Raw genomic sequence first — 14120 nt, 5'->3', positions numbered from 1 at the left:
TTGCATCTGGGTCAGGCCTGCAGGGCGTCGGTTTTGGGCCGGCCACCGACCATCTCGGCGCCGGTGATCTCATAGTGCACGATCTCGGCGATGTTGGTGGCGTGGTCGCCGATCCGTTCGAGGTTCTTGGCCACGAACAGCATGTGCGCACATGCGGTGATCGTGCGCGGATCGCCCATCATGTAGGTGAGCAACTCGCGGAACAGCGAATTGTAGTGCTCGTCGACCTCGTCGTCCTGGCTCCAGACGGCGAGCGCGCGCTCCAGGTCCGAACGGGAATAGGCGTCGATGACGCTGGAGAGCCGGCCCAGCACCAGCTTGCCCATTCGCTCGATGGAGCGGGTGAGCGGGGTCAAGGGATCGCTTTCGATGATCACCAGGGTGCGTTTGGCGATGTTCTTGGCCAGGTCGCCGCAGCGCTCGAGGTTGTTGGCCACTTTCATGGCGGCCACCGCGCGGCGCAGATCGTCGGCCACCGGCTGGCGCAAGGCGATCAGGCGGATGGTCTTGCGCTCGATGTCGCGCTCGGCCTCGTCCAGCTTGTCGTCGCGCACCACAACCGAGGCTGCCAGTTCCTGGTTGCGCTTGACCACGCCGCTGACGGCGTCGGCCACCTGGGCTTCGGTCAGACCGCCCATCCGTACGCACTCGGCCGCGAGGCTGTTCAGCTCATCCTCGTAAGATCTGACGATGTGCTCGCTCATACGCCTCGCCCTTCGGGGCAACCGCCCCATGCGGTCCCTATGCTACAGTCTCATGACGCTTTGACGACGCCTTCCGGGGCGATCACCATGGGGAAATAGGCGGAGAAGGTCGAGCCTTCTCCCTCGGCGCTGGCCACCACCAGGCCGCCGCGATGGCGGTTCATGATGTGCTTGACGATCGCCAAGCCCAGGCCGGTGCCGGAGCGCGCGCCGGTCTTCTGGCCGTCCACCCGATAGAAGCGTTCCGACAGCCTGGGCAGGTTCTGGCGCGCGATGCCGGGGCCGAGGTCCGTGACCCGAAGGGTGGCGTAGGTTTCCCCCGACGGATCGGGCGCCACCAGCGAAAGACGCGGCACGCCCTCCTGGCTGGCGGCGGCCGCCAGATCGCTCAGCCCGCTCTGCATCTCGATGCGCACGGCCGCCCCGTCGGGCGAATATTTGATCGCGTTGTCGAGCAGGTTCTGGACCACCTGGACGATCTGGTCGCGTTCGCCGCGGACCAGGGCTGACGGGCCCAGGTAGGGACGCCAGTCCAGCTTGACCCGCCGCTGGGCGCCAAGCGGCCCGGCCGCCTCGACCACCTCGCCGACCAGCACGCCCAGGTCGACCACGCCGCGCGGGGGGACATGCTCGTCCAGCTCGATGCGGCTTAGCGAGGTCAGGTCGGAGATCAGGCGGGCCATGCGGTCGGCCTGCGTCTGCATGATGCCGAGGAATTTCTCCCTCGCCACGGCGTCATCCTTGGCGTGGCCGCGCAGGGTCTCGATGAAGCCCGAGAGCGAGGCCAGCGGCGTGCGCAGCTCGTGGCTGGCGTTGGCCAGGAAGTCGACGCGGGTGCGCTCCACGCGCCGCACCTCGGTCTCGTCGTGGAAGGTGAGCAGCGCCAGACGCGCGCCGTCGCCGCCGAAGCCCAGCCAGCGCGCGCGGACCCGCAGGCTGCGTGTCTGGGCGCCGGTGGTCTCGTAGACCCCTTCTGCGTCATCCTCGTCGAACAGGGCCTTGTCCACCGCGCCCAGCACCTCCGGATCGCGCACCGCGGAGAGCAGCATCCCCTCCTCGGCGGTGATGCGCAGCAGCTCGCGGGCGGCGGCGTTGGCCAGGATGTAGCGCCGGCCGGTCAGCTCATCGCGATCGAAGCCGGCCACCACCAGGATCGGATCCGGCAAGGCGTCGATCAGCGTCGCATAAAGCTGCGACGCCGGCATCGACGGCGAGATGGGATCGAGCAGGGACAGCGGCGAATCTCCGTTCTTCGGACGTCAGTCTAGCATCGCCAGTCGTGTGACGGGGCCGTGACAGTCCGGCCGATCAGCTGCAGATGACGGTGGGAACTTGAGCTTGGCCACGCCCGTTCAACCCGCTCAGCCGGGGCCATCACGTGTCCAACCTCCTCGCCGACGCCGTCGGAACCGTCGCCGCACTCTGTTCGATGAGCAGCTTCGCGCCGCAGATCGCCAAGATCTGGCGCGACCGCGACGCCGCGGAAGTCTCGCTGACCATGTACCTGGTCACCGTCGCGGGGTTCTGCCTCTGGAGCGCCTATGGCGTGCTCGTCGCCAGCTGGCCGGTGACCGTTTCGAACCTTGTCTGTCTGGGAATGTCGGCGGCGGTGCTAGCGCTGAAATGGCGTTTCAGCCGCAAGCGCTGACCCCTTGCGCCGGCGCGTGCTCTAGCCACATCGCACCAGCGGCCTTAAGGCTGCGCGACACGCGGGGGCGCGGGCTTTTTGAGTGGACGCATGGACGAACGTTTGGTCGCAGCGGATGCGGCGCTGAAGGCGGGCCGGCTCGACGAGGCGATCGATCTGATGATCCCCGTCATCCGGGAAGACCCCGGCCAGCCGGTCCACATCCACCGTGTGCTGCTGACCCAGCTCTACAAGCGCGCGCGGTTCGCGGAAGGCGCCGAGTGGGGCGCGGCCGGCCTGGAGCGCTATCCCCGCGACCTGGACCTGCTCAACCTGACCGGCGTCATGCTGCGCAAGCTCAAGCGCTATCCTGAAGCGCTGGCGAGGCTCGATGTGGCGGCCAAGTTGGCTCCCAACAACACCGCAGTCCTGTCGAACCGCGGCAACGTGCTGCTGGACCTCGACGACGGCGTGCGCGCCGAGCCGGTGTGGACGCGCCTGGTCCGGGGCGACCCGCGCAACGCCGAGTTGCTCCGCCAACTGGGCCGCTCGTTACAGAAACAGGGCAAGCTGGCCGCCGCCAAGAGCCGGTTCAGGCAAGCGCTCGCCCTGCAGAAGACCTTGGTTGAAGCTTGGATGGACATCATCGCCATCGCCAACGAGGAGCAGGATCCGGCAGAGGCCCAGAGTCTGCTGGAGAAGGCCCTGGCGGCCAATCCGGACAGCCAGAAACTGCACGAGGTGCGGATCATCCTGATGCGCCGCGCCCAGGAGAACCGCCGCGTCGACGCCTACCTGAGCGAGCTCGTGGAGCGGATGCCCGACACCGCCTGGGTGCATTTCCAGCTCGGCGCGACGATCGGCGATTACGACCGCGACCGGGCGAACGTGCACCTCAGACGGGCTACGGAACTGGCCCCCGACAACCTCGACTACCTGGTCAGCTTCATCGAAAGCCTGGAGCGCACCCGGAGCGGGGACGAGGGCGGCCACATCGAGGCGGCCTATCAGCTGGTGGAACGCGCTCTGGCGCTCAAGCCGACGAGCCCGGGCCAGTTCAAGGTGCTGAACGAGATCATGATCCGGGTCTGCGCCTTCGACGACATCCCGCGGCTCGGCGACTTCAAATCGCTGGGCCGCGGTTGGGCGACGACCAACCGCCACACCGCGCTTCTGAAGCATCTGGCGCACGTCAAGACGCTGGACGACCGCTACGAGCTTCTGGAGCAGCACGCCATCTGGGGCCGGAAGGCGGAGGCCGACGCCGCCCGCAACCCGGTGCGTCATCCCGCGCCGCGCACGCCGGACGGCAAGATCCGCCTGGGCCTCATGTCCTCTGACCTTCGCGCGCATCCGGTGGGCTATTTCGCCCAGCCGCTGTTCGACAACGTCGATCCGCGGTTTGAGCTCTATGTCTATTCGTTCTATCAGGGCGCGCAGGCTGACAGGATGCAGCAGTACTTCGCATCCAAGTCGACGGCCTACCGTTGGAACCCTGAGATCAGCAGCCCCAACGCGGCGCAGATGATCGCTGACGATCAGCTCGACATCCTGATCGAGCTGGGCGGCACCACGCACATGAACCGCCTGGATCTGATGGCCTATCGCGCCGCGCCCAGGCAGGCGAGCTGGCTGGGCTATCCGCACTCGGCGGGCCTCTCGACGATCGACTACCTGGTCACCGATCCCTACAATACCCCGCCCAAGCGCGACCTGTTGCTCGAAACGCCGCTGATCATGCCGCACACCTGGATCGCGCTCGGGCGCGCGGTGTTCACCGACGCCCATGAGATCAAGCCCGGCGTGCCCCAGGACCGCAGCGGGTTGATCACCTACGGCACCGCCAACAATCCGCATAAGTACAATCGCGAGATGTTCGAGGTCTGGGCCCGCGTGTTGCGCGAGACACCCGGCTCGCGGTTCATGTTCGTGCGTCCAGAAGGTGGGACCGCCAGCTTCCGCCGCAATGTGCTCGCCGAATTTGAGCGGGGCGGCGTCGCCGGCGACCGTATCGTCTTCAGCACCGTGCGCGGCGCTCACATGCCGTTCTACAACGAGATCGACATCAGCCTCGACACCTTCCCCCTGACCGGCGGTACGACGACGACCGAGTCCTTGTGGATGGGCGTGCCCGTGATCAGCCTGATCGGCGAGGCATTCTATGAGCGGCTGAGCTATTCGATCCTGGCCAACAGCGGGCTTGCGGACCTGGCGAGCGATAGCATCGACGGGTTCGTCCGAAAGGCCGTGGTCTTGGCCGGCGACCGGGCGCGGCGCCTGGAGCTGCGCCACAACCTGCGCGAGATGGTGCGCTCGGGCCCACTCGGCCAGACCGGCCAGTTCGCCCAGGACTTCTACGACCTGATCGCCAAGACCGTGCTCGCGCCCGCCTAAAGCCGGAAGTATTCGCCCATCAGGTCGTCGGGCCGAGGCCGCAGGACCAGGTCGGCGCCGGCGCCGGCGAACACCATCTGGCCGCGCGGCACGTGCTTGCCGATCACCCGCACGCCCTGGGAGATGACCACGTCGTCCTCGACCACGGCGCCGGCGGCGATGGAGCTGCCGGGATACATCACCACGCGGTCCCCGATCACCGGGATCTGGTCCTTGTGCCGCCCGACGGTCGAGTTCTGATAGAGCACCAGGTAATTCCCATAGGTCGCCTTGGCCAGCACGATGCCCACGCTGTGGCCGATGTAGAAGACCTCCGGCATGGCGATCTCGTAGAACAGGTCGATGCCGTTGAAGGCCTTGTTCATCAGGAACAGCCGCGTCGGCGCCTCGGTGTCGCCGGACCGCTTCCAGATCGTGTTGCTGAGGAAATAGAGGAAGATCGCGTGCTGCGATGACTGCAGGACGTTGAACTCGTCTTTCCGCCAGGGCGCGCAGGCGTTGATACAGCGGTGCATCCGCTCCAGCGCTTGGTCGAAGTGGGCGTCGGCGACCGTGCGGAACACCGCCTCGCGCCCGTCCGGGACCACATGGGCGCACTGGGCGGTGACGTAGGCGAGCAGGGTCTCGCGGGTATGGCCCCGAAGCTTCAAGCCTTCAGCCCTTCCAGGTAGCGGCGCACCACATCCTTGACCGGCGCGGGCGTCACGCCAAGCGCCAGCAGCCGGGCATTGTCGGACCGAGGCGGCGGCGCCGGCGAGATGTCGCGCGAGAAATCCACATGCCATCCGGCCTGCAGGAAGATGTTGGCGATCTCGCCATTGGCGGTGAGGTCGCCGCTGGCGACGTTGACGATGCCCTGGGCCGGCTTTTCCGACATGGCGATCAGGGCGGCGATCACATCGTCCAGGTGGATGTAATCGCGCGCGACGTGCGGGCTGGAGTCCAGGCGCAGGTCGCGGGTCCGCGCGGCCTCGATCAGCCATTCCGACAGAAAGCCCGGCGCCTCCGGCTCCCAGTCGTAGACATTGGCCAGGCGGGCCACCGCGCCGCGGCCCTCGGTGCGGGTGAGCGTCAGGTTTTCGCCCAGCGCCTTGGAGAGGTCATAGACCCGGCGCGGGTCGGCGACGTCGAACAGCAACGGCGAGGTCTCGTCGAGCTCGGCCGCCGCCTGGCCGTCATAGAGCCGGGTGGAGGACAGGTAGATCAACTGCTCGAAGCGGCCGGCCTGGATCAGCTCGCTGACCAGAGTGGCGTGAGCCTCCACCGTATCGAAGGGCCGGCGGTCGTAGTCGGCGGTCAGGCCCGCGCAGTAGAACACCACCCCCATGTCGCGGCCGAATAGCGACTTGTCGCCCTTGGCGGGGGCATAGACGTCCCAGCCCTCGGCCGTGAGCCTGGCCTGCAGGCGGCGGCCGACGAAGCCGGTCGCGCCCAGGATGGTGGCGAGGCCGGTCACGTCGTCTAGAGGCCTCCGGCCGGGTGATGCAGCTTCGGATCCTTGTGGCGCAGGTACTTCGGCGAGACGTCGCGGACGATCCTGTACTCGGCGGTCTCGAAGACCTTCGGGTCCTTAACAGCGACCATGTTGAAGCCGTGCGGCGGGCCTTCGAGGTAGATGGCGTCGGCCGGGATCAGCTCGATCGGTTTGCCCGAGAGATCATAGTTCGAGTTGAAATCGCGCAGCGCAAAGAGGTGATAGCCGTGGCCGGTGAGCAGGCGGGCGATCTCCGTCGCTTCGAGGCCGTCCGACCAGTCGACGTAGTGACGGTGCACCTCGAAGAGGATGTCCGGCGCCTGCCCGGCCGGCATCGCCAGGAAGGGCTCGGCGCCTTTCAGGGCGCCCAATTCCGCGCCCTCGATGTCGACCACGATCAGGTCGAGCTGGTCGACGCCGGCGGCCTTCAGATAGTCGGCGATGGTCACCGTCTTGAAGCCGTCCTCGGCGTCGGCTTCGGCCACCTCGACACTGGCGAAGCTGTCGTAGCCGACTAGCTTCAGGTTGGTGCTGCTATCGGACCACAGGCCTTCGGGCCGCGGGCGGATGTTCGTCAGGCCGTTCAGCTCGGCGTTACGGGCCAGCATGGCGCGCTGCTGATTGTTGGGCTCGAAGGCGTGCACCACGCCGCCGCGCGGCGCGATCTCGCGGGCGATCAGCACGGCGTGGTCGCCGAAATAGGCGCCGCCGACCACCACCTGCTTGGCGCGCTTGGCGAGGTTCACCAGGATGCGGCTGGTCTGCGGCTCCCAGGCGTGGTCGGGCGCCTCGGGCGTGGACATCACGAAGTCGCGCGCGATCTTCGAACGATAGAGGAACTCGAAGGTGACGCCGGTCGAGAGCGTCTTGCGGATCACCTGGTCGTCATCGAACAGAGCGTCCACCAGCGGGCCGGTGATCTCCTCGCGGACGTCGACGCCGGGCGCGTCGATGGCGCCCTCAAAGGCGATGAGCTCGCGGATGAAGGCCGCGCGCCAGGCCTCGTCGCCGGCGATGCGTTCCAGCGCGATCAGCGCCTTTTCCTGAGACATGAATTGAGAACCTATTCCTTGAAAGCGCGGCACATCTAGCAGATCGCTCAGGCAATCTCAGCCTCAGTGATCGGAGGACCTCGGGTGGTCGGGATAGCCTGCGTCGCGCGACGCGATAAGCGTGGGCGCGGCGGGCCAGGCGATGGCGAAGGCCGGGTCGTTCCAGCGCACGCCGGCCTCGTGGCCGGGCTGGAAGGCGGGGCTGATCTGATAGAGCACGTCGGTGTCGGGTTCGAGCGTCAGGAAGCCGTGCGCGACGCCCTCGGGGATGAACAGGGCCCGGGCGTTGTCGGCCGACAGCTCCTCGGCGGTCCAGCGGAGGTAGGTCGGACTGTCGGCGCGAAGGTCCAACGCCACGTCGAATATCCGTCCGCGGACAGCCCGCACCAGCTTGGTCTCGCCGTGGGGCGCGGGTTGATAGTGCAGGCCGCGCAGGGCGCCGGCGCGAGGGTTCCGCGACAGGCTGGTCTGGACCGGCGCGAAGGGGTGGCCGGCCTCTGCGAATTCGTCAGGACACTGAAGACGCGCGAACGCGCCGCGCTCGTCCTCGTGCGGCTCGACGTCCACCACCATCACGCCGGCGATCGGGGTCGACGAAAAGCGCATCAGGGCAGGACCCGCGTCTCCGGCGACGCGGTCACGAACCGGCCGCCCCAGTCCCGGATCCGCGCCATCTGACCCATGATCTCGTCCTTCAGGTTCCAAGGCAGGATCACCAGATCATCGGGCCGAACCGCGCTGACTTCAGCCGGGGCCAGGATCGGCAGGTGGCTGCCGGGCAGGTAGCGGCCCTGCTTGGCGGGACTGGCGTCGAACACCACCTCGATATCGTTCGATGTCGTACCGCAGTAGTTGAGGAAGGTGTTGCCCTTGGCCGCCGCGCCATAGGCGGCGATCCGCCGCCCCGCCGTCTTCTCGGCGGCGACGAAGGCGCGGAAGCTGTCGCGCACCGCCTCCACCCGCGGCGCGAAGCCGGCGTAGCTGTCGATGTGGTCGAGACCGACGGCGTGTTCCTCCTCGCGCAGGGCGACGAGGGCGTCGGTCTCCTCGTGGCCGGAGCCCATGTGGCAGCAGAACAGCCGCAGCGACCCGCCGTGGGTCGCCAATCGTTCGACATCGAACGGTCTGAGGCCATTGGCCCGCAGCACTTGCTCCACGACCAGCAGCGACAGGTAGGAGAAGTGCTCGTGATAGATGGTGTCGAACTGCACCTTCTCGATCAGATTCAAAAGGTGCGGGAACTCGAAGGTCAGCACGCCCTCGTCCTTAAGGACTTCCCGGAAGCCGGCCACGAAGTCGCCGATGTCGGGCACATGGGCCAGGACGTTGTTGGCGGCCATCAGGTCCGCCCGGTCGCCCCTTTCCGACAAGAGTTTGGCCGCCAGGAGCGCCCCGGTCAGCTCGCCGAAGAACATCACCTCGGTGCGCACACCGCGGGCGATGGCGGCCTCGGCGGTGTTGGCCGTGGGCTCGACGCCCAGCACGGGGATGTCCATTTCGACGAAGTGCTGCAGCAGATAGCCGTCGTTGCTGGCCACCTCGACGACCAATGACTCCGGGCCCAGGCCAAACCGCTCGGTCATGGTCTCGGCGTAGCGCTTGGCGTGCGCCACCCAGCTCGTCGAATAGGAGGAGAAGTAGGCGTAGCCGTCGTCGAAGATGGCGTCGGCCGGCACCGCGTCGTCGGCCTGCACCAGGAAGCACTTGTGGCAGACCCGCACGTGCAGCGGGTAGGCGCGCTCCGTCCCCGCCGCCAGCTGTTCGGCGGTGAGGTAGCTGTTGGCCAGGGGCTGGTCGCCCAGGTCCAGGAAGGTGTGGGTGAGCGGCGTCTGGCAGAAGCGACAGAGGGGAACGGTCATGCGGCGCCTTCGTAGATGCGGATCTGGTCCCGGCACAAGAGAGCCGCATCCTCGCCGTTGGCCTGGCGGCGATACCAGTCCATAGTCAGCGCCACGGCGGCGGGCGCGTCGAGCCGGCTTTCGAAGCCCAGCACCCGCCGCGCCAGGCTGGCGTCGATCGCCAGCGACCGGGCTTCCAGGGACGTGGGGTCGCGTTCGTGCCGCCAGGGCTGAGCCCCCAGCGCCTCGACGCCCAGGGTCGCGAGCTCGCCCACCGTCACCTCGCGGCCGCCGGGCCGGGGGCCGAAGTTCATCGCCCGCGGCGTCGAGGGTTCGGTAGCCAAGGCCTGCAGATAAACGAGGTAGCCCGCCACGCAGTCCAGCACATGTTGCCAGGGCCGCGTCGCGTCAGGATGGCGCAGGACGACCGGCTGCTGGGCGCGCGCGGCGCGCACGATGTCGGCCACGATTCGGTCGCGCGAGAAGTCGCCGCCGCCGATCACATTGCCGCCGCGCGCTGTGGCGAGGGGCACGCCGGCCGGTTCGAAATAGCTTCTGGCGAAGCTCTGCACGGCGATCTCCGTCGCCGCCTTGGAGGCCGAATAGGGATCCTTGCCGCCCAGGGCGTCGCCCTCGGCGAAGGCGCGGCCGGTCTCGGCGTTGGCGTAGACCTTGTCCGAGGTGATCGCGAGCACGGCACGCAGACTCGTCTGTGTACGGAGCATCTGCAACAAATGGACCGTGCCCATGACGTTGCTGGCGAAGGTGGCCACCGGATCGGCAATGGCCGCGCGCACGATCGGCTGGGCCGCCATATGCAGCGCCAGATCGAAGCTGCGGCCGGCCAGCACCGCCTCGACCGCCGCCGCGTCACGCAGGTCGACGATCAGCGAGGTCGTGCAGGCCTCAACGCCGGCCAGCTCGAACAGGCTGGGCTCCTGATCCGGCGCCAGCGCCAGGCCGGTGACGGCTGCGCCCAGTTCCGCCAGCCAGATCGCCGCCCACGAGCCCTTGAAGCCGGTGTGGCCGGTCAGGAGGACCCGTTTGCCGCGCCAGAATTCGGGGTCTAGCGCCGCCACGGCGCCTCGCCGGAAGCCCATAGCGTCTCCAGATGATTCTTGTCGCGCAGGGTGTCCATGGCCGCCCAGAACCCGTCGTGGCGATAGGCCATCAGCTGCTGGTCGTGGGCCAGGGTCTCCAACGGCTCGACCTCGAAGCTGGTCTCGTCGCCGGCGATGCGGTCCAGGACCTTGGGCTGCAGCACGAAGAAGCCGCCATTGATCAGGCCGTTGTCGCCGGGTGGCTTTTCGATGAACCGCTGGACCTTCTCGTCGACGATCTCCAGCGCCCCGTAGCGGCCGGGCGGCGAGACGGCGGTGACAGTCGCCTCGCGGCCATGCGCCTTGTGGAAGTCGGCCAGGGCGCGCAGGTCGACGTCGGCAACGCCGTCGCCGTAGGTGAGGAAGAACGGCTCGTCCTTGTCGAGGTACTGGGCCACCCGCTTCACGCGCCCGCCGGTCATTGTGCCCTCTCCGGTGTCGACGAGGGTGACCCGCCAGGGCTCGTGCTTGGTGGCGTGGTACTCGGTGGTCCCGCTGGCGAGGTCCACAGTGAGGTCGGCGTTGTGCAGCACGTAGTTGGAAAAATACTCCTTCACCACGTAGCCCTTGTAGCCAAGGCAGACGATGAAGTCGTTGAAGCCGTAGTGCGAGTACAGCTTCATGATGTGCCACAGGATCGGCCGCCCGCCGATCTCGATCATCGGCTTGGGCTTCAGATGGCTCTCTTCCGAGATGCGCGTGCCGAGGCCGCCCGCCAGGATCACCGTCTTCATCGTCAAAAAGCCTCTCGCCCCGCGCCTGTCTTATCGCCTAGGCCGTGGGCTATGAAGTCGCAATAAGCCGATTGGAAGGCCTTGCGGCGCCGGTCGCGCCGGGGGATGTGAGGACCATGGCAGGGGATCGCGTCGCCTTCATCGTGGCCGGCGTCCAAAAGGGCGGCACGACGGCCCTGTTCGACTACCTGGCCGAGGCGCCGGGGCTGGCGATGTCGGATGAGAAGGAACTGCATTTCTTCGACAATGACGTCATGGATTGGGCCGCCCCCGATGTCGCCGCCTATCACGCCCATTTCCCGCCCTTCGACGGGCGGCTGCGCGGCGAGGCGACGCCGATCTATCTCTATTGGCCGCAAAGCCTCGAACGCATCGCCGCCTACAATCCGGCGATGAAGCTGGTGGTCATGCTGCGCGATCCGGTGGCGCGGGCCTGGTCGCATTGGAAGATGGAGTTCGCCCGCGGCGCCGAGACCCAGCCCTTCGCCTGGTGCATCCGCCAGGGCCGCCAGCGCCTGTTCGCGGCTGAGCCCTGGGGCGTCCACCGCGAGTTTTCCTATGTGGAGCGCGGCTTCTACGGCGAGCAGATGGCGCGGCTTTATGGCCTGTTCCCGCGCGACCAGGTTCTGGTGCTGCGCGCCGAGGATCTGCGCGCCGATCCGGGGCCGGTTCTGGAGCGGCTGCGCGCCTTCCTCGGCCTGGCGCCGTCCGCCGCGCCGGCGCCGCGCGAGGTCCACGTCGGACGCGAGATGGACTATGGCGCCCAGCTGACGGACGACGACGTGGCGCACCTGCGGGCGGTCTACGCCCGCGACGCCGCGCGGTTGGCGGACCTGACGGGCGTGCGATTCGGTTGAGGCCACAGTTTGGTCGCCGCGCGCCGCGAGGGTGACGCCGCACAGGAGGCCCTCCATGCGCCTGACGCCCTTCGCCGCCCTCACCGTCCTGACCCTCGCTGCGCCCTGGGCCGGCGCGTGCGCGGCGAGCGCCGACGGACCGCAGCTTGCCCTGCCGATCGCCTGCGACGTGGGCCGGACTTGCGGGGTCCAGAACTACGTGGACCGGGACGGCGGCCCCGGGGCGTTCGACTACCACTGCGGTCACCGCACCTATGACAAGCACGACGGCACCGATATCCGCGTCCCCGACATGGCCGCACAGCGGGCCGGCGTCGACGTCCTGGCCGCCGCGCCGGGCAAGGTCGTGGCGGTGCGGGACGGGGTGGCTGACGTTTCGATCAACGCGCCGGGCGCGCCCTCGGTCGCCGGCCACGAATGCGGCAATCGCGTCGGCATCGCCCTCGGCGGCGGCTGGATCATCGACTACTGCCACCTGGCCAACGGCAGCGTCGCGGTGAAGGTGGGGGACACGGTTTCAACGGGCCAGAGGCTGGCGCATGTGGGGCTCTCGGGGCAAACGGAGTTCCCGCACCTCCACTTCAGCGTCCGCCATGCGGACGCGGTGGTCGACCCCTTCGCGCCGGGGCCCGTGTCGGCCCCGACCTGCGCCGCCCAGCCTGGCTTGTGGGCGCCGGCCGCCGCCCAGGCTCTGGCCTATCGGCGTGGCGAGGCCCTGAACGTAGGCTTTTCCGGCGAGCGCGCGTCAATGGACGCTGTCGAACAGGGCGCGATCGCGACGCCAAAGGCGACGTCATCCCTCGTCGCCTACGCCCGGCTGATTGGCCTGGAAGCGGGCGATGTGATCGAGATCGGGCTCAGCGGGCCCGACGGGAAGGTCCTGGCCCGCGACGCCCTGCCGCCGCTCGACCACGACAAGGCCCAGTGGCTCGCCCAGGTCGGACGCAAGGCCGCGCCGGCCGGAGGCTGGCCGCACGGAACCTACGCGGCGCAGGTGCAGGTCCGCCGCGGCGCGGCGGTCGCGCTGAGCCGGCAGTGGCAGATGGTCCTCTAGAGCCCTTCCCACTCAGGTTGTATCAACCTAAGTGGACAAGCAAACGGCTCCAGATATAGACGACGACCCTGTTCTTTCCCGGCTGACTTGATTCAAGTCAGCCGGGACAGGGTCTAAGGGCGCTCAGGCGGTCTTGATGAACAGGCCTTGGCCGGTGGGCAGCGTCAGGATCTGCAGGCCCCGGTCGGCGAACCATCTATTTTCGGCGTCATACTGCGCCTTCGACGCGGCCCAGCCATAGTCGTCGAAGACGATAACGCCGCCGAGCGATATCCGGTCGAACAGCGCCTCAAGGGCCGCGATCTCGGCGGTGGAGTTGTTCAGGTCCATGTGCAGGAAGGCGATGCGGTCCGGCGAATTGTCGAGGAGGATCTCGGGGACGCGGCCCTTGATGACCTCAATGTTGGGGAAGGGCGCGAAGCGGGCGCGGACTTCCTCGTAGCTGAAGGTCTGTGGGTTGTAGACGACCTTGTTGTTCTTCGCCCAGCCGGGATCCAGCTGGTCGTCGGGGATGCCGTCGAAGGTGTCGTAGAGGTACCAACGCTTGTCCCAGCCCGCGAACTCCAGGTATTCGGCCAGGAAGATGGACGTATGGCCCTTGAAGACGCCGAGTTCGACGAACTGACCCTCAACCGTGCGCGCTTGCTGCGCGGCCCATAGCACCGTCTGCAGGTTCCAGTGCCAGTTGGCGATGGGCAGCAGGTGGGCATGTTTTCCGGCAAGCTCCAGGAAGCGCTCGTCGGCCATGAACGGCATGGTCTTGTACCAGGTGGCCAAACCGTCCCCGACGAAGACATGCTCACCAAATTGCTCGAGCTCTTGCAGCACCCCGTACATCGCCACGCGGCGGCGGCTGGTCGTCGACGCCAGACCATGGCGGATCTGAATGGCCTCTCGCTGCTCTGGGGAGGCGCGCCGCAGGGCGACCGCGTAGAGGTTGGCGGCGGTGGGGGTGTCTCCGGCGCACATCAGGCCATCGGCCATGTTCACCAGGGTCTCTACCGACGGGGCCTGGATCGTCAGATCGCTCAAGATTTCAAACTCCTGCCGTGGGCCGTGACGGCCGGGTCTAGCCTTAGGTGATCGGCGAGCCGCCTGCGTAGCACATCTGGTTGCGTTGGCTCCAACTGTCGGCCTCGCGCTTCGGCGCCGCGTCGCATTGGCCGGGCTTCCGGGGCCACAGCTCTAGGACGGATCGACATTGAGGCCGGGTGCTTGAGGCAGCCTCCTCCCCTTGTGGGAGGAGGTGGCCGCCCCCGGGCTCGGCCGAAGGCCGACCCGAGGAT

The 14120-nt window shown here is 67.7% G+C and carries 14 protein-coding genes; 4 read left to right on the top strand and 10 right to left on the bottom strand.

Features of this window, described 5'->3' with window-relative positions:
* Positions 1-11: 11 nt before the first annotated feature.
* Together phoU and VHS75_RS22115 are read right to left on the bottom strand one after the other, a co-directional pair.
* Entirely contained in the window at positions 12-704 is a 693-nt protein-coding gene (phoU, locus tag VHS75_RS22120) for a phosphate signaling complex protein PhoU (RefSeq protein ID WP_329640796.1), read from the bottom strand.
* A 50-nt stretch (positions 705-754) separates the two neighbouring features.
* Positions 755-1909: an ATP-binding protein gene (locus VHS75_RS22115; RefSeq protein WP_329640795.1), complete on the bottom strand. Its 1155-nt coding sequence runs from the start codon at positions 1907-1909 to the stop codon at positions 755-757.
* A gap of 173 nt (positions 1910-2082) precedes the next feature.
* On the opposite strand from VHS75_RS22115, the gene VHS75_RS22110 reads away from it, so the two are divergent.
* Both VHS75_RS22110 and VHS75_RS22105 read left to right on the top strand, forming a co-directional pair.
* Positions 2083-2352, top strand: a complete 270-nt coding sequence (locus VHS75_RS22110; protein WP_329640794.1) for a SemiSWEET transporter — start codon at positions 2083-2085, stop codon at positions 2350-2352.
* A 90-nt stretch (positions 2353-2442) separates the two neighbouring features.
* Positions 2443-4725 (top strand): tetratricopeptide repeat protein, encoded by a 2283-nt coding sequence (locus VHS75_RS22105; RefSeq protein ID WP_329640793.1) that lies wholly within the window; start codon positions 2443-2445, stop codon positions 4723-4725.
* On the opposite strand, the gene VHS75_RS22100 is transcribed toward VHS75_RS22105, so the two are convergent.
* The 7 genes from VHS75_RS22100 to rfbF form a co-directional block, all read right to left on the bottom strand.
* Positions 4722-5375, bottom strand: coding sequence for a hypothetical protein (locus VHS75_RS22100; RefSeq protein WP_329640792.1), 654 nt, complete (start codon positions 5373-5375; stop codon positions 4722-4724). The two genes, VHS75_RS22105 and VHS75_RS22100, sit on opposite strands and share 4 nt — an antisense overlap.
* Positions 5372-6181 (bottom strand): SDR family oxidoreductase, encoded by an 810-nt coding sequence (locus tag VHS75_RS22095; RefSeq protein ID WP_329640791.1) that lies wholly within the window; start codon positions 6179-6181, stop codon positions 5372-5374. Before VHS75_RS22095 ends, VHS75_RS22100 begins: the two co-directional genes overlap by 4 nt.
* A 5-nt stretch (positions 6182-6186) precedes the next feature.
* Complete coding sequence (locus VHS75_RS22090; protein ID WP_329640790.1) at positions 6187-7251, bottom strand: FkbM family methyltransferase; 1065 nt, start codon at positions 7249-7251, stop codon at positions 6187-6189.
* A gap of 63 nt (positions 7252-7314) precedes the next feature.
* On the bottom strand, positions 7315-7857 hold the full coding sequence (gene rfbC, locus VHS75_RS22085) for a dTDP-4-dehydrorhamnose 3,5-epimerase (RefSeq protein WP_329640789.1): 543 nt from the start codon (positions 7855-7857) through the stop codon (positions 7315-7317).
* Positions 7857-9110, bottom strand: a complete 1254-nt coding sequence (locus VHS75_RS22080; RefSeq protein WP_329640788.1) for a class I SAM-dependent methyltransferase — start codon at positions 9108-9110, stop codon at positions 7857-7859. Before VHS75_RS22080 ends, rfbC begins: the two co-directional genes overlap by 1 nt.
* Positions 9107-10168 carry a CDP-glucose 4,6-dehydratase gene (gene rfbG / locus VHS75_RS22075; RefSeq protein WP_329640787.1) on the bottom strand — a complete coding sequence of 354 codons (1062 nt, stop codon included), beginning with the start codon at positions 10166-10168 and terminating at the stop codon, positions 9107-9109. Before rfbG ends, VHS75_RS22080 begins: the two co-directional genes overlap by 4 nt.
* A complete protein-coding gene (rfbF, locus tag VHS75_RS22070; RefSeq protein WP_329640786.1) occupies positions 10156-10923 on the bottom strand; it encodes a glucose-1-phosphate cytidylyltransferase in 768 nt (255 codons plus the stop codon). Before rfbF ends, rfbG begins: the two co-directional genes overlap by 13 nt.
* A 116-nt stretch (positions 10924-11039) precedes the next feature.
* Between rfbF and VHS75_RS22065 the strand changes: the two genes are divergently transcribed.
* Positions 11040-11780: a sulfotransferase family protein gene (locus tag VHS75_RS22065; protein WP_329640785.1), complete on the top strand. Its 741-nt coding sequence runs from the start codon at positions 11040-11042 to the stop codon at positions 11778-11780.
* A gap of 55 nt (positions 11781-11835) precedes the next feature.
* Positions 11836-12834, top strand: a complete 999-nt coding sequence (locus tag VHS75_RS22060; RefSeq protein ID WP_329640784.1) for a M23 family metallopeptidase — start codon at positions 11836-11838, stop codon at positions 12832-12834.
* Positions 12835-12957: 123 nt separating this feature from the next.
* Here the strand turns inward: VHS75_RS22060 and VHS75_RS22055 are convergent, their stop codons facing one another.
* On the bottom strand, positions 12958-13866 hold the full coding sequence (locus VHS75_RS22055; RefSeq protein ID WP_329640783.1) for a TylF/MycF/NovP-related O-methyltransferase: 909 nt from the start codon (positions 13864-13866) through the stop codon (positions 12958-12960).
* Positions 13867-14120 lie beyond the last annotated feature (254 nt).

It is taken from the genome of Phenylobacterium sp., assembly GCF_036264965.1.
In the GTDB taxonomy this organism is placed as follows: domain Bacteria; phylum Pseudomonadota; class Alphaproteobacteria; order Caulobacterales; family Caulobacteraceae; genus Phenylobacterium.
This window is presented reverse-complemented; position numbering and strand designations above follow the sequence as displayed.